Origin of the sequence: Burkholderia ubonensis (assembly GCF_902833085.1) — a bacterium.
GTDB lineage: Bacteria > Pseudomonadota > Gammaproteobacteria > Burkholderiales > Burkholderiaceae > Burkholderia > Burkholderia ubonensis.
This window is the reverse complement of the sequence record NZ_CADFEB010000011.1, coordinates 319,775-336,129: the sequence shown is the minus strand read 5'-3', so window position 1 is coordinate 336,129 and position 16,355 is coordinate 319,775. Positions and strand designations below refer to the sequence as shown.

Sequence of the window (16,355 nt, the reverse complement as noted above, 5' to 3'; positions counted from 1 at the left end):
GCGTCGGCGCGGCGCAACGAGAAAGGCAAAGGCCGGTCGGGTCGCCCTGACCGGCCTTTCTCGTCTGTGGCGCGTGTTTCGCACGGGATGCCGTGCGCGTTGCGCGACGCACACGGCAGCACGACTTTCTCGACGAGATCGGCGATTTCGCGCCCCCCGCTGCAGGCGAAGCTGCTGCACGTGCTGCCGGAGGGCGAGGTAATACGCGTCGGCGCGACGCGTGCGCGGCCGGTCGACGTGCGCGTCGTCGCGGCAACCAGCGTCGATCTCGAGCGCTGCCGGCATTGCAGCGCGAAACAGCGGAGGCGTGAGCGGTCGAACGGTCGAACGACGCACCGCGCTTCGCGTTCGGCGGCGCGCCGTTCCGCCATATCGCGCGATCAGATATCCATCAAAAAAATAACCATTTGGTACACGCTTGCGCGCGCATTACAGTCTGGGCTCCTGCCGGCTGCGACGCCGGTCGTTCCGACGTTATTTCAGAAATTCGCCACATGAATCGTTTGATGCGTTCCAGGGTTCGCCGCGCGGCGGCCGCGCTGTTCGTGTTCGGCCTCGTGCCGGCTTCCCATGCGGCCCAGCCGACGTTGCGCGTCGGCATCGACGCCGAGTCGTATCCGCCGTTCTTCGCGAAGGACGCGGCCGGCAAGTGGAAGGGCTGGGAAATCGACGTGCTCGATGCCGCGTGCGGCAAACTGAACGTGCGGTGCGAGCTCACCGACATTGCGTGGGACGGCCTGATTCCGGCGTTGCAGAACCGCAAGATCGACGTGATCTGGTCGTCGATGACGATCACCGGCGAACGGCAGAAAGCGATCGATTTCAGTCGCGCGTATTACGAATCGCCGACGGTGTTCGTCGGCGCGAAAAGCGACCGGCGCCGCGTCGACTGCGCGGTGCCCGCGAGCTTCAAGGGCAGCGTGATCGGCGTCGAGGCCGGCACGAACTTCTCGGCATTCCTCGATGCCCGCTTCAAGCAGGACGCGCAGATCAAGGCGTTCGACAAGTTCGACAACGCGCTCGCGGATCTGGTGTCCGGGCGTGTCGACTACGTGCAGGAAGGCAAGGGGCTGTTCACGGCATTCCTCGCGTCGCGCGACGGCAAGGACTTCGAGGTCAAGGCCACGTGCGCGGACAATCCGGTGCTGGGCCTCGGCATCGGCGCGGGCGTGCGCCACGGCGATGCGCTGCGCGGCAAGCTGTCGACCGCGATCGCGCAGCTGCAGCAGGACGGCACGTGGGATGCGATCACCGCCCGCTATCCGAACCTGAAGGGCACGATCGAGAAGGGCCGCTGACCCGATGGCCGCGGACGACTCGCTGCTCGCGCTGCTTGCGTTGCTCGCATTCGACGACGGTGGATATGGCCGCGTATTCGCGGGCGCATTCGCACTGACGTTCGGCGTCGCGGCAGCGTCGTTCTGCACCGGCGTGCTGCTCGGCATCGCCGGCGCGCTCGGCAAGCTGTCGCGCCACGCGCCGCTCGCGTGGCTTGCGCGGTTCTACACGACGCTGGTGCGCGCGCTGCCCGAGCTGTTGTGCCTGCTGCTCGCGTTCTACGCGCTCGCGCCTGCCGTCGAGGTCGCGCTGCACCGCGGCGGCCTGGTGCCCGACGGCTTCGCGTTCCCGCCGTTCCTCGTCGCCGCGCTGTCGCTTGGTTTCATCCAGGGCGCGTATCTGACCGACATCTTCCGCGCGGCGCTCGTCAACGTGCCGGTCGGCCAGGTCGAAGCCGCGCACGCGTACGGGATGACGCCATGGCAGACGTTCATGCACATCCGGCTTCCGGCCGCCGCGCGGCTCGCGTTGCCGGGCGTCGGCAACGTGTGGCTGAACGCGACCAAGGATGCATCGTTCATCAGCGTGCTCGGCTCGTTCACGGATCTGCTGAAGGCGAGCCAGCTCGCGGCCGGCGCGACTCGCCACTACGTATTCTTCTATCTCGTCACGGCCGCGCTGTTCCTGCTGTTGAGCATCGCGTCGACGGGCATCTTCGCGGTGCTCGAGCGGCACGCCAACCGTGGCACGAGGCGCGCAACCGCATGATCTTCTCGCTACCGTTCCTGTTCGACACGGTGATGCCGAAGCTCCTCGCCGCAGTGCCGACGACGCTCGCGCTGACGCTGTTGTCGGGCGCGGCCAGCGTGCTGCTGGGCGTTCCGCTCGCGCTCGCCGCCGGTGCGCGCCATGCGCCGCTGCGCTGGTCCGCGAGCGGCTGGCTCATGCTGATTCGGGGCACGCCGCTGCTCGTTCAGCTCTATTTGCTGTACTACGGATTCGGGCAGATCGTCCCGCGCGAATGGATGCGCGACAGCTGGGCGTCGCCGCTGCTGCGCGACGCGTTCTGGTACGCAATCGTCGCGTTGAGCGTGAACGAGAGCGCGTATGTCGCGACGATCCTGCGCGGCGCGATCGCCGGCGTGCCGGCCGGCGAGATCGAAGCCGGGTACGCATACGGAATGACGCGCGTGCAGGTGCTGCGCCGCATCGTCGGCCCGCGCGCGTGGCGGCTCGCGCTGCCCGCGCTCATCGGCGAGGCGATCCTGCTGCTGAAATCGACCGTCCTCGCGTCGACCGTGACGGTGTTCGACGTGATGGGAACGGCCAATACGCTGCGCTTCGAGACGTTGCGCGTATACGAACCGCTGGCCGGCGCGGCCGTCGTCTATGTCGTGCTGGTCGCGCTGCTCACCATTCCGGCCGCGCGTCTCGAGAAGCATGTCAATCGCCATCTGACGCGCGCACCCCACGCTCGTGTGCCTGCACGCCACCGCCGCGCGTCGCCGAACGCGTGGGCGGCACCCAACTGATTCCTGTCCTGGTAACGAACCCGACGATGTCCGATCCTCGCCCCTTGCTGTTTTCCCTGTACGAACAAGCCAGCGTCGGCTGCGGCGGCGCGCCGAGCCTTTGGACCCATCCGGCCGACGAACGGCTGCGCGCGAATACGCTCGCGTTCTGGTCGGACCTCGCGCGCACGGCCGAGCAGGCCGATCTCGACATGCTGTTCTTCGCGGACGTGCTCGGCCTATACGACGTCTATGGCGGGTCGGCCGACGCGGCACTGCGATGGGCGGTCGAGTCGCCCGCGAACGATCCGATGATGCTGATTCCGGCACTTGTCGCGCAGACCGAGCGGCTCGCGTTCGGTGTGACCGCGAGCACGACCTACGAGCATCCGTTCGCGCTCGCGCGCCGCTTCAGCACGCTCGATCATTTGAGCAACGGCCGGATCGGCTGGAACATCGTGACGTCCTACCTGACGAGTGCGGCGCGCAACTTCGGGCTCGACCGGATGATCGGCCATGACGAACGCTACGCGCGCGCGGAGGAGTTTCTCGACGTCGTGTACAAGCTGTGGGAAGGGAGCTGGGCGGACGATGCGGTCGTCGCCGACAAGCACGCGCCGCGTTATGCGCGCGGCGACCGCGTGCGGCCGATCGCGCACGAAGGCACGCACTATCGCGTGCAGGGGCCGCACGTCTGTGCGCCGTCGCCGCAGCGCTCGCCCGTGCTGATCCAGGCGGGCTGGTCCGGGCGCGGGCGTGAGTTCGCGGCGAAGCACGCGGAGGTGGTGTTCGTCGCGAAGTCGAATCCGCACGAGATTCGTGCGGGCCTCGACGAGATTCGCCGGCTCGCTGCGGCGCGCGGCCGTGCGGCGGACGACGTGAAGTCGCTGACCGTGCTGCGAATCGTGACCGCGCGCTCGTCGAGCGACGCGAAGGAGAAATACCACACGCTGCAGCAGCACTACCACCAGCACGCGCAACTCGTCAGCTATGCGGGCGACACCGGCATCGACATCGACCGCTACGCGGACGACGAACCGCTGACGACGCAGACGGAAGGGCTCACGTCCTACGTGGTGCGGCCCGACGGCAGCGGCAAGCCGCTCACCGCCGGTGACGTGCGCCGCAAGTTCGCGAGCGTCACGCGCGGCACCGACTTGATCCTCGTCGGCTCGCCCGACGAGGTCGCCGATCAGCTCGCCGAGCATGCGCGGCAGTCGACGACGAGCGGCTACATGCTCAATCCGCTGATCAGCCCGGGCACGCTCGACGATTTCGCCGAATGGATCGTGCCGGAACTGAAAAAGCGCGGCCTGTACCGGACGACGGCGCCGGCCGGCACCTTCCGCTCGCGGCTGAGCGGCCGCGACCGCCTGCCGGACACCGCGCATGGCGCGTCGTTCCGGCAATCCGCATCTGACGGACGGTGACGAGCCGGTCGATACGGAACGACTGTCAGGGGAGGTGCGTGACGTGACCCGCGACGTGCTGTTCCGGCTGCAACCGCGCCATGCCCGACAGGGGGGGGCGGCATGACTGCGACGGCGAACGAGATTGCCGGTGTGACGCGCGCAGGTCGATCACATCGATCGGCGTCGCCGCCCGTCCAAAGCGCCGCCGGCATCGCGAAGCGTTTCGACGCGACCGTCGCGCTGTCGGCGTCGAATCTGTCGATCGACGCGGGCGAACCCGTCGCGCTGATGGGTGCGAACGGCGCGGGCAAGTCGACCTTCGTCAAGATCCTGAGCGGCGTGCTGCGGCCGGACGGCGGCACGCCGACACTGCGCGGGTCGCGCGTCCATTACGGCGTGGACGGCTACAACGAGATGGCGCCGACCTTGCCCGGCGGCCGCGACGATTTCATCGCGCTCGTGCTGCCCGAATTGCGTCTTCGCGGGCTGTTTCGCAGCGACGATAGCGGCAGCACGCTGCGCGATCATTTCGGGTTGCCGCGGCCCGCGGCACGGCGCACGTTGACCGTGCCCGGCGCCTCGGCGGTCGCGGCTGCCTGACCTCAGCGCCGCAGGCCGGCGTCGCGCAGCAGCGGCAGCACGCGCGCGCCGAAGAAGTCGAGATCCGGCCTGAAGTCGTAGAAGCTCAACTGGATGCCGTCGATGCCCGCTCGATGCAGCCGCACGATGTAGTCGGCGACTTCCTCGGGCGAGCCCGTGATCGAGATGTTGCCGCCGATCGCACGCGCGGCCGCCTGCGAGCGTTGTTCGAAGCCACCGCGCCACGCATGTGCGTCGCTGTCGAAGCGGTAGAAGCTGCCGTCGTCCGCATGCGCGACGATCGCGTCGCGGTACGCGCGCGCCTCGGCCGTCGTCTCGCGGCAGATCACGAGCGGATTGAGCAGCGTGCGGATCGTCCTGCCGCGCGCGGCGGCGGCCGCCTTCACGCGGGCTGTATGCGCGGGCAGCGCGTCCAGCGCGAGATCGACGTCCGGGCCGGCCGGGCTCGTCACGAACACGATGTCCGAATAGCGGGCCGCAAAATCGATGCCGGCGTCGGAGCCGGTCGCGTTGATCAGCAGCGGGCGGCCGTAGCGCGGCTTCGGCGTGACGAACGCGCCGGAGAGCCGCCAGCTCGACAGCGCGGGCGCATAGCTGAAGTTGTCCGGCTGGGCCCACAGCTGGCTGACCGCGTCGACGAACTCGGCGGCCATCTCGTAGCGCCGGTCGTGCTCGATCCGGTTCCAGCCGAACATCTCGTGTTCGATCGCGCGGTGGCCGGTCACGACGTTGATGCCCCAGCGTCCGCGCGAGATGTGATCGAGCGTCGCCGTGAACTTCGCGAAATGCAGCGGGTGCCACGGCCCGTAGAGCACGTGGCTCGTCGCGACGAGGATGATCCGCTCGGTGCGCGCGGTGAGCGCCGCCAGCGTCATGAACGAGTCGAGCGCCTGGCCGTCGAACACGCCGCCGTAGCCGCCTTTCGGCAACCATTGCGACAGCGCGAACACGAGATCGAAGCCGAGCGCCTCGGCGCGCGCGACCAGGTCGGCGTTGTAGTCGAACGTCCAGTCGGTCGAGCGCGGCAGCGTCGAGGCGCTCCAGCCGCCGGCCTGGAGCGGCAGGAACAGCCCGAGCATCAGCGGCTGCGCGAGCACGCGCGACGCGGGGCTGTCGGGGAAATCGGCCGGTGAACGGACGTCGACGAACGGCGACGGCGTGAGCGACGCGTCGGCTTGGGCCGCAGCGGATGTGTCGGTCAAGGTTGGCTCCCTACGCGGCGCCCTGGCGCCGAACGAAAAAATCCGGCACGCGATACCGGCGGTCTTGCCGGGCCGATCTGCGTCTTGCCGGCCGGCGGATCGCGTCGCGTCACAGTCGGCCCGGCCGCGGGTCGGGCACGAAGCCGTCGCGGTTCGGCATCCTGACGCGCGGCAGCGTGTGCGCGTCGAGCGTCGTGTCGTCGGGAACGATGCCGTTCAGGTGCAGCACGTAGGCCGTGACCGCATAGACGTCGTCCGCGCTCAGCGATTGCGGTGCGTTGTACGGCATCGCGCGGCGGATGTAGTCGAACAGCGTCGTCGCATACGGCCAGTAGCTGCCGACCGTCTTTTTCGGCTTCGCGCCGGCAAGCGAGCCGAGGCCGCCGACGAGCGGATCGCCGACGCCACCCTGGCCGCCGGCGCCGTGGCACATCGCGCACTTGTCAGCGAACACGTGCGCGCCGCGCGCGACCGTGCCCGCACCGGGCGGCAGGCCGCTGCCATCGGGTGCGACGTCGATGTCCCATGCGGCGATCGCCGCGCGGTCGACCGGCTGACCGAGACCGAAGCCGGCGCCGAATGCGGGCAACGCAGGCAACGCGAGCGTGCCTGCCGCCACCGCGCACGACGCGAGCCGACGCACGATCGTGTTACGCATTGCGCACCTCGCCGTCCGCGCCGACGCGCCAGTTCTGGATGCCGTTGTAGTGGTACTGCGAATTGACGCCGCGCGCGGCGACGAGCGCGTCGCGGGTCGGCTGCACGTAGCCCGTTTCGTCGGTCGCGCGGCTTTGCAGGTCGGCGGGCTCGCCGTGCCAGACCCAGTCGGCTTCGAAGCGGGTCAGCGCGCGATCGCGCACGTCGCCCGCGAGCCGTGCGGCGCGCCAGGTGCGGCCGCCGTCGGTCGAGACGTCGACCGCGCGAACCCGGCCGCGCCCCGACCACGCATAGCCGCTGATCGGGTAATAGCCGTGCGATGCGAGCCGGTGGCCTGCCGACGGGCGCGTGATCACCGATTTCGCGTCCATCTCGAACACGAATTGGCGGGCGCAGCCGTTCGGCAGCAGGCTCGTGTACTTCGACGTTTCCTCGCGCGTCATCTCCGGTGCGCGCACCAGCTTCAGCCGCCGCAACCACTTGATGTTCGTGTTGCCTTCGAAGCCCGGCACGATCAGCCGCACCGGGTAGCCGTTCTCGGGGCGCAGCCGCTCGCCGTTCTGCGCATAGACGACGAGCGCGCGCTCGAGAATCCGGTCGAGCGGCAGGCTGCGCGTCATCGCCGCGCCGTCCGCGCCTTCCACGAGCAGCCACTGCGCGGCCGGATCGACGCCCGTTTCGTCGAGCAGCGTCGACAGCCGCACGCCCGTCCATTCGCAGCACGACAGCAGCCCGTGCGTGAACTGGACGGGCAGGCCGCTCGGGCCGTTCCATTCGCTGCCGGTATTGCCCGAGCATTCGAGGAAGTGGATCCGCGATTCGGACGGAAAACGCAGCAGGTCGTCGAGCGTGAAGCTGCGAGGTTCGCGTACGAGGCCGTGCACGACGACGCGATGGCGTTGCGCATCGATATCGGGCACGCCCGCATGATGGCGCTCGTAGACGAGGCCATTGGGCGTGATGTCGCCGAACAGGTCGGCGAGCGGTGTCATTGACGAGCCGGAGCCGGGCAACGCCGGCGTACGCGCGCTGCGACGGATGACGTCGCGTTCGTGCGCGCCCGGCAGGCCATACGGCGGCGACAGCAGCGGTGCGCCCGGCGTGCGCGTCCACGGCGGCACGTCCAGCGGCGCAAGCGGCTGACTCGCGAGCGCGCCGCCGGCCGGCAGCATCGCGGCGGCCCAGCCGCCGGCGAGCTGGCGCAGCGCCGCGCGGCGGCCAGTGCGGCGTGGGCGGTGAGGAGAGTCGGTCATGATCGAAGCCGTGCCGCGCGCGGGCGCGGCAGCATCCGGAAAAGCGGACATTCTCGGCAACCGGGCGAGACGCGGCAAACAACGATTCCCGCTTTGCTTATCGCGTCGCGCCCGCTGCGTGAACGTTCAGAACTTCACGCGCAGCCCGCTGACGAACGCGAGCTGCCGATTCGTCGACGATGCGCTGCCGATGTTCGAGATCGCCGCGATCCGGCGATAGCCGCCCGAGGTCGCGGTGCTCGGGTCGCCCGCCGCGAGCTGGTAGATGCCGGACAGGTAAATGTCGGTGCGCTTCGACAACGCATAGTCGAACCCGAGCGTGAACTGGTGCCAGCGCGGCTTCAGCGTCTGGCCGCCGGTGCCCGGCAAGCCGTTCGCGCGTCCGTCGGTGAACGTGTAGACGCCGATCAGCGTCGCCGCCGGCGTGATCTGGTAGCGCCCGTTCACGTCGTAGTTGTTGAACTTGCGCGACGAGCCGTCGACATAGTCGAGCTGCGTGTGGCTCCACGCGAAGCCGAGCGTCGCGCGGCCGAGCGCGTAGTTCGCGCCCGCGACGCCGATCTGCTGCTTGCGAACGCCGCCGTTCAGCCCGTAGAAGAACGCGCCGCTGTAGTCGTTGCCGGTCGTCGTGGTCGCGCCGCCCACCGCGCCGCTCGTGTTCGACGTCGCGTTCGGGTGGTTGAGCCGGACGTAGCCGGCGCCCGCCGACAGCGGGCCGTTCACGTAATTTGCCGACACGCCCCATGCGTTGTTGTTCGAGAAGCCGGTGCCCGCGCCGCCGTTCGCCTGGTTGCTGAACGCGTACAGCACGTCGGCCGTGAAGCCGGCGATCGTCGCGCTGCGGAACTTCACCGCGTTGTTGATCCGGAAGCTCTGGTTCAGGTTGTCGTTGTCGCCGACATGGGTCGCCGGCGACCAGAAACCGGACCCCGAGTACTGCGCGACGAGATCGGTGATCGGCTCGTACTGGCGGCCGAACGTCAGCGTTCCGATGTCGGCCTTGCTCAGGCCCACGTATGCGGAGCGGCCGAACAGGCGGCCACCCTGGCCGAGCCCGCCGTCGCTCGGCCGGAAGCCGCTTTCGAGCGTGAACACGGCCGCCAGGCCGCCGCCGAGATCCTCGCTGCCTTTCAGGCCCCAGCGGCTGCCGCTCAGCTTGCCGCTCGTCTGCTGGATGTTGCTCGCGCCGCCCTGGTTGTTCGTATAGGCAAAGCCGGCGTCGACGACGCCGTACAGCGTGACGGAACTCTGCGCATGCGCGCCGATGGAACCGATCGAAACCAAACCCAGGACTACCGATTGCTTGATCATGAATATCCTCTGTTTTTATGGGACCGTCTGCGAGGATCACGATGCTATTGACTTCGGTTCGGTCGACGAACGTTCGATCCGTGGTTTGCAATTCGCTGCGCGAGCGAATTGCAATACGTGCCGATGCACGCTCGACGCGCGCGCCGCGATCGCGTCCGGCACGCATGCTGCGGCGCACGCATTGGCATCGATGGCAAACATCGCGCGACGACCCTGCGCGGTCGTGCGCATATCGATCGATGAAATCATTGGATATCGCAAGGAGATCCGTTCGGATGACGATGTTTTTATGCAACGCGGCTCTGTGAGACGCACGGCCGATGCGGTAGGCACGCCTGCATATCGATTCCGCAAAACGTTGGTAGGGCCGCGCGATGCAAGGTTGTAGAGTCGGGCATCCGGCCGCGATGCCGGCCAGCGCCGGGCGCAGCGCACGCTGCGTGCAGCCCGGTGGAACCACGAACAAGGGCGCCGTGTGAGATGAGTCGGGATGTGTTTTTTCTGCTGGAGCCGGGCTTTGCCGATCCGAAGTATCCGGGCCGACACTTCGTCTGTCCGCACGGACTGGCGATCGAAGGGCTGCTTGCGAGCGCGCCCGATCGGGCCGGCCGCCTCGACGTGCGCCGGGTCGGTTTCGAACGGCCGCGGCACGCGGTGATCGACGTGCTCGACGTGCTCGACGTGCTCGACGACGCGCATCGGGGCCTGCCGGTGCTCGTGCTCGGTAGCGCGCAACCGGAGCCGGACGATGCGCAAGTGCTCTGCGCGGTGCGCTTCGTCACCGACCCGCGCCGCATCCTCGACCTGCTGGCCGAGCACCGCGGTGTTCCGTCGCTGCATTGACGCGCGCCGGCCGTCGCGCACGGCGGCTTCCTTTTCCCTTACCGTTCAATCGACAGGAGTATCCGATGGCGTCAACTTCGGCGGCACGCCGCCGCCTGCTGCTCGCCGGCGCCGCGATCGCGGCGGCCCCCGTGGTCGCGCGGGTCGCGCTTGCCGCGCCGGCCGTCAACGCCGATCTTGCCGGCACCACGCTGCGCGTCGCGACCTACAAGGGCGGCTGGCGCGCGCTGCTGCAGGCGGCCGGCCTGAGCGACACGCCGTACCGGATCGAGTGGCGCGAGCTCAACAACGGCGTGCTGCACATCGAGGCGCTGAACGCGGATGCGCTCGACATCGGCTCGGGCAGCGAGATTCCCGCGGTGTTCGCCGCCCGCCAGAAGGCCAGCGTCCGGTTCATCTCGCGTACGCGGGAAGATCTGAACAACCAGGTCACGCTCGCGCGCAAGGACACGCGGATCTTCGGCATCGCGGACCTGAAGGGCAAGCGCGTCGGGTATGTGCGCGCGACGACGTCGCACTATTTTCTGTACCGGCAGCTCGCGGAGGCCGGCCTCGGTTTCGACGACATCCATCCGATCAACCTGTCGCCCACCGACGGGTTGTCCGCGTACGACCGCGGCGACCTCGACGCGTGGGCGATCTACGGCTACAACGGCCAGCTCGCGCGCAACCGTTACGGGGCGCGCGTGCTGAAGACGGGCAAGGGCTATCTGTCCGGCAATTTCCCGATCTATGCGAACCCGCGCACGCTGGACGACCCACGCCGGCGTGCGGCGACCGGTGATCTGCTGCTGCGGTTCCAGCGCGCGTACGCGTGGGCGAACGGGCATTTCGGCGCCTATGCGCGCGTGCAGAACGGCGAGACGCGCGTGCCGGTTGCCGATCTCGAGGCGATGTTCGCGCAGCGCAGCGACGACTACGCGCTGCTGCCCGTCACGCCCGACGTGGTCGCGCAGCATCAACAGGTCGCGGACCTGTTCGCGCGGATCGGCGTGCTGGACGGTCCGGCGAATGTCGCGCCGTTCTGGGATACGTCTTTCAATGCGCTGGTGGCGTCGGCGTGAATACGTCGGCACGCTCGCGGCGCAGTGGAACGGGGAGGGGCCGCACTGATCGCGCGCACGAATGCCAAGCTACCGACGGACAAACAGCAGTGCTTCCTCGCTCCGCTGCTGTACAAGTTGCTCCCCAGCGGCGGCGCGGTGGGTCGCATTGTCTGTACGGCGGTCGATTCAGGCCACAACAACGACTCGGACCCCGATCCCGGCATCGGATATCCGGTGGTCGCCGGAGGCTTCAGTGCCGTCACGGGCTGGGGTATCCCTGACGGCCGGAAGCTGCTCGACGCGCTCACCCAGGTGGACCAGGGCTGAGGTCGCCGCGCCGCGGTTCGGCGCCCAACGTATATCGGCGGCGCTGGCGTCATTAGGCCCTTCGGAACAAGCTGTCGGATCCGAGGGGCCGGCCAATTCCAGGCGACAAGCCTGTGACATGAACTGCCCATTGGCTAGCGTTCACGTCCGAAACTTCGCGGACCAAGAACCTGTCGCCGGCTCACCCAAAGCAACGATAAGCGAATCCCCCATCGCGATCACATGGTGACAGCGTTGCGCATCAAGCGCCCGCCCACCCCCTCAGGGGTTCATCCCAGCTTTACCCCGCCGCCCCCCGCCGCCCACAATGCCTGATCGGCACCACAGACCGGATCGCCCAGCGCGCGGACCGACACCCCGCCCCGAGCAACCCGGAACAACGAGCACCGCCGCCCGGGGAACGCACCGCCAATCGTGGGGGAGCCATGTCACCGCGCGCTTATTTCGTGCTCGTTCTAGCGATCGGCTGGCTCGCCGCGATCCCCGGCCGGGCGTCGGCCGACGACAGCCGCCTGCATTTCGAAGCCCACATCGAGGCCCCCCACAACCAGCTATCGGACCGCCCGACCGAAACGGACGAACCGCGTCACGTGCTCGTCATCCAGGGCCGCAAGGACCCGAAAGTCGAGCTGTGGCTCGGCATCGACTTCGCGTCCACCCATCCGCAGTGCCAGTCGCAAACCTGGTTCGGCCGCCTGTTCGGTGCGCCGAACCTGCCGCAGGTCGTCACGGACAATATCCGCGTGCCGACCGGCCAGGACCGGTTCGAGGTCCGTTTCTACGCCGATCGCTATGACCCTGGCCGTTGCGGATGGCAGCCGCTGGGCATTCGCCACGCCGAGTTCGTCCCCGGCGTCAGCGCCGGGCCGAACGGATGGAGCGTACTGATTGCATTCAGCGACTCCGGCCGGCGCGAAGCGACCCTCGCCTGGTCCTGCCAGCTCGGCGTATCCAGCGCGTCGCCGACCGACCTCGGCTGCCTGACGAGAACGCGCGGCGCCGGCGCGATGCGGATCTCCAGCGAGGGCGGCAAGGTCAACGTGACGTTCGAGCTGTTGCCCCGGTCGCCGCTGCCGCGCGGGCTGGAGGCCGAAGGCGGCGGGAGGGCGATCGGAAGCTGAGCGCGGCCGCGGCGGGCATGCCGCCGCCATCCGCCGCCGCCGTCAGTGCTTCTTCTGCGCAGCCTCGATGTCGGCCCGCAGCCGCGCTTCCTGCTCCTGCAGCTCCGGCGTGAGTTCCGCGCCGAAGTCTTCCGCTGCGAACACCTGCCGGATCTCGATCTCCGAGTCGCTCTTCATCGGATTCGGGCAGCGTTTCACCCATTCGACGGCTTCGTCCATCGACTTCACCTGCCACATCCAGAAACCGGCGATGAGCTCCTTGGTCTCGGCGAACGGCCCGTCGATCACGCTGCGGCCCGTTCCGGAGAAGCGCACGCGCTTGCCGCGCGAGCTCGGGTGCAGCCCTTCACCGGCGAGCATCACACCCGCCTTCACCAGTTCCTCGTTGTACCGGCCCATCGCGGCCAGCAGTTCGGTGTCCGGCATCTCGCCGGCCTCGGATTCGTTCGTCGCCTTCACGATCACCATTACACGCATGCTTACTTCTCCTTGAGTGGGGGAAAGATCGCGCTCCCGCCGACAGCCGTTGCGTGTCGATGAGCGCCTCCGACACTACGACGAATCAGGATGCCAGAAATCGACACGCGTCCGGGAATTCGTGCCCGCGGCCGGCAGGCGCATGCATCGCCGGCAGATCATCCGGCGATCCGCCGCATGCCGGACTGCGGGTTTACGTGGGGGCGATACCGCTTAAGTCTCGCGGCAAGGCGTCGTTATATGTACCGGTTAGTTAACAAATCGGGGCATTCGCATGAAGCTTTCCACGAAACTGCTGTTGCTCGTCGGCGCGGCGCTGCTGGGCGTCGTGCTGCTGGCCGCGACGGCGCTGCAGACGTTGCGCGGCGCGCTGATCGACGGCCGGCGCGAGGAAATCGTCATTCTCCTGACGAAGGCCGAGCATCTGGTCAACGCGTACCGCGAACTGCAGACGAGCGGCGTGCTGACGCGCGAGCAGGCGCAGCAGCAGGCGAAGGAAGCGCTGTCGCGGCTCAACGCGAACACCCGCAGCTATTACTGGGTCACGACGGCCGACGGCGTCAATCTCGTGCACCCGAACGCGAAGTTCGTCGGCACCAGGGCCAAGGGCAACCGGACGACCGGCGGGCTGACCGACAGCGAGGCGTACCGCGCCGGGATGGCGCAATCGCATTTCGCGCTCGTCGACGTGCTCGTGAAGCGCAGCCCGGAGGCGGAGACCGAGCCGAAACTGCAAGGCGTCGTGGCGATCCCGGACTGGGACTGGTGGATCGGCACCGGCTTCTTCTACGACGATATCGACGCCGCGTTCTCGAAGCTCGCCGCCATGCTCGGCGCGATCGCGCTCGGCATCGCGGCAGGCCTCGGCGCGATCGCGTGGGCGATCCTGCGCAGCATCAAGCGCACGCTCGGCGGCGAACCGGCGCACGCGACGCAGATCGCGCACGCGATCGCGACCGGCAACCTGAACGTGCCGCTCGACGTCGCGAAGGCGGCGCCGGGCAGCCTGCTCGCGGCGCTCGCCGAGATGAAGGCGGGGCTGGTCGGGATGATCGCCGAAATCCAGTCCGCGACGCACTCGATCGCGATCGGGGCAGGCGAAATCGCGCAGGGCAATCTCGATCTGTCGCAGCGCACCGAGGAGCAGGCCGCGTCATTGCAGGAGACCGCCGCGAGCATGGAGCAGATCACCGCGACGGTGAAGCAGAACGCGGACAACGCGCGGCAGGCCAACGGGCTCGTCGCGACGGCCAACGATGCGACCGAGCGCGGCGGCGCGGCGGTCGAGCAAGTGGTGTCGACGATGCAGCAGATCGCGCAGCAGTCGGAGCAGATCGCCGACATCACGTCGGTGATCGAAAGCATCGCGTTCCAGACCAACATCCTCGCGCTGAACGCGGCGGTCGAGGCGGCGCGCGCGGGCGAAGGCGGGCGCGGGTTCGCGGTCGTCGCGTCCGAAGTCCGGTCGCTTGCGCAGCGCAGCGCGGCCGCCGCGAAGGACATCAAGGCGCTGATTCAGGCATCGGTCGAGCAGGTCGGCCACGGCAGCCGGCTGGTCGGCGTCGCGGGTGAGCGGATGACGGCCATCGTCCAGTCGATTCGTCACGTCGCCGGCATCATGGGCGAGATCACGGCGGCGTCCGACGAGCAGAGCACCGGCATCGAGCAGGTGAGCCTGGCGGTCACGCAGATGGACGAGGTGACGCAGCAGAATGCGGCGCTCGTCGAGCAGGCCGCCGCCGCGGCGTCGTCGCTCGACGAGCAGACGACGCGCCTGCGGTCGGCGGTATCGGTGTTCAGCGTCGGCTGACGCCCCGCTCAGGTCACGACACCTTGTCCGCCGCGGCCGCGGCCGCGCATTGGCCGCCGTCGCGCGCGTCGTCGCCCGCCGCCAGCGTTTCCAGCGCCATCCCCTTCGTCTCGATCCCGAGCGTCCATACGGCCAGCGCCGCCGCTGCGAACGACAGCGCGCCGAGCGTGAACACGCCGCCCTGCCCGAACACCGGCAGCACGACGCCGACCACGTACGGCCCGATCAGCGAGCCGACGCGCCCGACCGCCGACGCGAAACCCGACCCCGTCGCGCGCGCACCGGTGCCGTACAGCTCCGGCGTGTACGTATACAGCGCGGCCCACATCCCGAACAGGAAAAACTGCATCGCGAGGCCCGTGCCGATCAGCAGCGCGGTGCTGCCGCCGTACAGCGCGCTCTGTCCGTATGCATACGCCATCACGCCGCCGCCGAGCAGCGACGCGATGCAGGTCGGCTTGCGGCCCCAGCGCTCGACGAGCCACGCCGCGCACAGGAAGCCCGGCACGCCGCCGAGCGAGATCAGCACCGTATAGAACACCGACTTCGTGACCTCGAAGCCGGCCTGCTGCAGCAGCGCGCCGAGCCACGACGTGAGCCCGTAGAAGCCGAGCAGCGCGAAGAACCACAGCAGCCACACCATCGTCGTGCGGCGGCGGTACGCACCGCTCCAGATCTCGCGCAGCGCGCCGCGGCCGCGCCGCGCCGGCGCCTGCGCGAGCCGCGCCGGAGGCGGCAGCGTCGTGACGCCGGCCGAGTGCATCACCTTCGCCTCGATGTCGCGCATCACCGCGTCGGCATCGCCGAGCCGGCCCGCGTGTTCGAGCCAGCGCGGCGATTCGGGCACGACGCGGCGCACGATCAGCACGAACACGGCCGGAATCGCGAGCAGCGCGAACACCGTGCGCCAGCCGAATTGCGGCAGCACGAAGTACGACACGATGCCGGCGGTGATGAAGCCGAGCGGCCAGAAGCCGTCCATCAGCGCGATCAGGCGGCCGCGCTTCGCGGCCGGCACGAATTCGGACAGGAGCGTCTGCGCGACCGGAAACTCCATCCCCATGCCGATGCCGAGCAGCACGCGGTAGACGATCAGCGCGTCGACGCTCTGCGCGGTCGAGCACAGGTACGACGCCGCGCCCCACAGCACCATGCTCCATTGGAACACCGGCCGGCGGCCGAACCGGTCGGCGAGCAGCCCCGCGACCGCCGCGCCGAGCACCATCCCGAAGAAGCTCGCGCTCGCCACGAGTCCGGCCATCGCGGTCGACAGCCCGAATTCCTTCTTGATCGAGCCGAGCACGAAGGTCATCGTGCCGAGGTCGACCGAATCGAAGAAGAACGCGATCGCGATGATGAAGAAAATCAGCTTGTGATACCCGGAAAACGGCAGGCGTTCGAGCCGGGCGGCGGCGCTGGCGCGCGCGAAGGGGGCGGTGGCGGCGGGCATGGCTTCCTCTGAAATGAAAAGGCCTCGAAGCTGGATGCTTCAAGGCCTCTGGTTTTC

Annotated in this window: 16 protein-coding genes and 2 pseudogenes; 12 read left to right on the top strand and 6 right to left on the bottom strand. The window is 68.7% G+C overall.

All coding sequences use genetic code 11. From position 1 onward, the window contains the following. Positions 1 to 125 precede the first annotated feature (125 nt). The 6 genes and pseudogenes from HWX31_RS35435 to HWX31_RS29780 form a co-directional block, all read left to right on the top strand. A pseudogene (locus tag HWX31_RS35435) lies at positions 126 to 276 on the top strand (sigma 54-interacting transcriptional regulator); the annotation flags it as partial. A gap of 218 nt (positions 277 to 494) precedes the next feature. Continuing rightward, a complete protein-coding gene (locus tag HWX31_RS29800; RefSeq protein ID WP_174963566.1) occupies positions 495 to 1,298 on the top strand; it encodes a transporter substrate-binding domain-containing protein in 804 nt (267 codons plus the stop codon). Positions 1,299 to 1,302: 4 nt separating this feature from the next. After that, entirely contained in the window at positions 1,303 to 2,046 is a 744-nt protein-coding gene (locus HWX31_RS29795) for an ABC transporter permease (RefSeq protein ID WP_059713543.1), read from the top strand. After that, positions 2,043 to 2,810 (top strand): ABC transporter permease subunit, encoded by a 768-nt coding sequence (locus HWX31_RS29790; RefSeq protein ID WP_174963568.1) that lies wholly within the window; start codon positions 2,043 to 2,045, stop codon positions 2,808 to 2,810. The genes HWX31_RS29795 and HWX31_RS29790 overlap by 4 nt, the downstream gene beginning before the upstream one ends. Before the next feature lie 26 nt (positions 2,811 to 2,836). Next, on the top strand, positions 2,837 to 4,219 hold the full coding sequence (locus HWX31_RS29785; protein ID WP_059609727.1) for an NtaA/DmoA family FMN-dependent monooxygenase: 1,383 nt from the start codon (positions 2,837 to 2,839) through the stop codon (positions 4,217 to 4,219). Between the two features lie 102 nt (positions 4,220 to 4,321). Beyond that, positions 4,322 to 4,582, top strand: a pseudogene (locus HWX31_RS29780) (ATP-binding cassette domain-containing protein); the annotation flags it as partial. 221 nt (positions 4,583 to 4,803) lie between these two features. Here HWX31_RS29780 and HWX31_RS29770 read toward each other — a convergent pair. The 4 genes from HWX31_RS29770 to HWX31_RS29755 form a co-directional block, all read right to left on the bottom strand. Then, complete coding sequence (locus tag HWX31_RS29770) at positions 4,804 to 6,003, bottom strand: LLM class flavin-dependent oxidoreductase (protein ID WP_174963570.1); 1,200 nt, start codon at positions 6,001 to 6,003, stop codon at positions 4,804 to 4,806. Positions 6,004 to 6,112: 109 nt separating this feature from the next. Next, a complete protein-coding gene (locus HWX31_RS29765; RefSeq protein ID WP_059611552.1) occupies positions 6,113 to 6,661 on the bottom strand; it encodes a c-type cytochrome in 549 nt (182 codons plus the stop codon). Continuing rightward, positions 6,654 to 7,913, bottom strand: a complete 1,260-nt coding sequence (gene soxC / locus HWX31_RS29760; protein ID WP_174963572.1) for a sulfite dehydrogenase — start codon at positions 7,911 to 7,913, stop codon at positions 6,654 to 6,656. Before soxC ends, HWX31_RS29765 begins: the two co-directional genes overlap by 8 nt. 126 nt (positions 7,914 to 8,039) lie before the next feature. Next, entirely contained in the window at positions 8,040 to 9,224 is a 1,185-nt protein-coding gene (locus HWX31_RS29755) for a porin (RefSeq protein ID WP_059656646.1), read from the bottom strand. Here HWX31_RS29755 and HWX31_RS29750 point away from each other — a divergent pair. The 5 genes from HWX31_RS29750 (at position 9,223) to HWX31_RS29730 (ending at position 12,561) form a co-directional block, all read left to right on the top strand. Next, on the top strand, positions 9,223 to 9,612 hold the full coding sequence (locus tag HWX31_RS29750; RefSeq protein WP_155122987.1) for a hypothetical protein: 390 nt from the start codon (positions 9,223 to 9,225) through the stop codon (positions 9,610 to 9,612). The two genes, HWX31_RS29755 and HWX31_RS29750, sit on opposite strands and share 2 nt — an antisense overlap. A 92-nt stretch (positions 9,613 to 9,704) precedes the next feature. Further along, on the top strand, positions 9,705 to 10,067 hold the full coding sequence (locus HWX31_RS29745) for a DUF3088 family protein (protein ID WP_174963574.1): 363 nt from the start codon (positions 9,705 to 9,707) through the stop codon (positions 10,065 to 10,067). 65 nt (positions 10,068 to 10,132) lie between these two features. Next, the gene (locus HWX31_RS29740) at positions 10,133 to 11,131 is read left to right on the top strand and encodes an ABC transporter substrate-binding protein (protein ID WP_059609720.1); all 999 of its coding nucleotides are present in this window, start codon (positions 10,133 to 10,135) and stop codon (positions 11,129 to 11,131) included. Positions 11,132 to 11,155: 24 nt separating this feature from the next. Next, the gene (locus HWX31_RS29735; protein WP_174963576.1) at positions 11,156 to 11,440 is read left to right on the top strand and encodes a hypothetical protein; all 285 of its coding nucleotides are present in this window, start codon (positions 11,156 to 11,158) and stop codon (positions 11,438 to 11,440) included. Positions 11,441 to 11,865: 425 nt separating this feature from the next. Continuing rightward, on the top strand, positions 11,866 to 12,561 hold the full coding sequence (locus tag HWX31_RS29730; RefSeq protein WP_174963578.1) for a hypothetical protein: 696 nt from the start codon (positions 11,866 to 11,868) through the stop codon (positions 12,559 to 12,561). A gap of 42 nt (positions 12,562 to 12,603) precedes the next feature. On the opposite strand, the gene HWX31_RS29725 is transcribed toward HWX31_RS29730, so the two are convergent. Continuing rightward, positions 12,604 to 13,038, bottom strand: coding sequence for a YciI family protein (locus HWX31_RS29725; protein ID WP_174963580.1), 435 nt, complete (start codon positions 13,036 to 13,038; stop codon positions 12,604 to 12,606). A gap of 274 nt (positions 13,039 to 13,312) precedes the next feature. On the opposite strand from HWX31_RS29725, the gene HWX31_RS29720 reads away from it, so the two are divergent. After that, the gene (locus tag HWX31_RS29720; protein ID WP_174963582.1) at positions 13,313 to 14,848 is read left to right on the top strand and encodes a methyl-accepting chemotaxis protein; all 1,536 of its coding nucleotides are present in this window, start codon (positions 13,313 to 13,315) and stop codon (positions 14,846 to 14,848) included. A 13-nt stretch (positions 14,849 to 14,861) separates the two neighbouring features. Here HWX31_RS29720 and HWX31_RS29715 read toward each other — a convergent pair whose 3' ends face one another. Next, positions 14,862 to 16,298 (bottom strand): MFS transporter, encoded by a 1,437-nt coding sequence (locus HWX31_RS29715; RefSeq protein ID WP_174963584.1) that lies wholly within the window; start codon positions 16,296 to 16,298, stop codon positions 14,862 to 14,864. Positions 16,299 to 16,355 lie beyond the last annotated feature (57 nt).

What these genes read in the sequence shown, in the direction of transcription:
- HWX31_RS29720 (WP_174963582.1), top strand. Translation starts at nt 13,313, where the DNA reads ATGAAGCTTTCCACGAAACTGCTGTTGCTCGTCGGCGCGGCGCTGCTG.
- HWX31_RS29740 (WP_059609720.1), top strand. Translation starts at nt 10,133, where the DNA reads ATGGCGTCAACTTCGGCGGCACGCCGCCGCCTGCTGCTCGCCGGCGCC.
- HWX31_RS29745 (WP_174963574.1), top strand. Translation starts at nt 9,705, where the DNA reads ATGAGTCGGGATGTGTTTTTTCTGCTGGAGCCGGGCTTTGCCGATCCG.
- HWX31_RS29730 (WP_174963578.1), top strand. Translation starts at nt 11,866, where the DNA reads ATGTCACCGCGCGCTTATTTCGTGCTCGTTCTAGCGATCGGCTGGCTC.
- soxC (WP_174963572.1), bottom strand. Translation starts at nt 7,913, where the DNA reads ATGACCGACTCTCCTCACCGCCCACGCCGCACTGGCCGCCGCGCGGCG.
- HWX31_RS29800 (WP_174963566.1), top strand. Translation starts at nt 495, where the DNA reads ATGAATCGTTTGATGCGTTCCAGGGTTCGCCGCGCGGCGGCCGCGCTG.
- HWX31_RS29790 (WP_174963568.1), top strand. Translation starts at nt 2,043, where the DNA reads ATGATCTTCTCGCTACCGTTCCTGTTCGACACGGTGATGCCGAAGCTC.
- HWX31_RS29750 (WP_155122987.1), top strand. Translation starts at nt 9,223, where the DNA reads ATGAATATCCTCTGTTTTTATGGGACCGTCTGCGAGGATCACGATGCT.
- HWX31_RS29765 (WP_059611552.1), bottom strand. Translation starts at nt 6,661, where the DNA reads ATGCGTAACACGATCGTGCGTCGGCTCGCGTCGTGCGCGGTGGCGGCA.
- HWX31_RS29725 (WP_174963580.1), bottom strand. Translation starts at nt 13,038, where the DNA reads ATGCGTGTAATGGTGATCGTGAAGGCGACGAACGAATCCGAGGCCGGC.
- HWX31_RS29785 (WP_059609727.1), top strand. Translation starts at nt 2,837, where the DNA reads ATGTCCGATCCTCGCCCCTTGCTGTTTTCCCTGTACGAACAAGCCAGC.
- HWX31_RS29755 (WP_059656646.1), bottom strand. Translation starts at nt 9,224, where the DNA reads ATGATCAAGCAATCGGTAGTCCTGGGTTTGGTTTCGATCGGTTCCATC.
- HWX31_RS29795 (WP_059713543.1), top strand. Translation starts at nt 1,303, where the DNA reads ATGGCCGCGGACGACTCGCTGCTCGCGCTGCTTGCGTTGCTCGCATTC.
- HWX31_RS29715 (WP_174963584.1), bottom strand. Translation starts at nt 16,298, where the DNA reads ATGCCCGCCGCCACCGCCCCCTTCGCGCGCGCCAGCGCCGCCGCCCGG.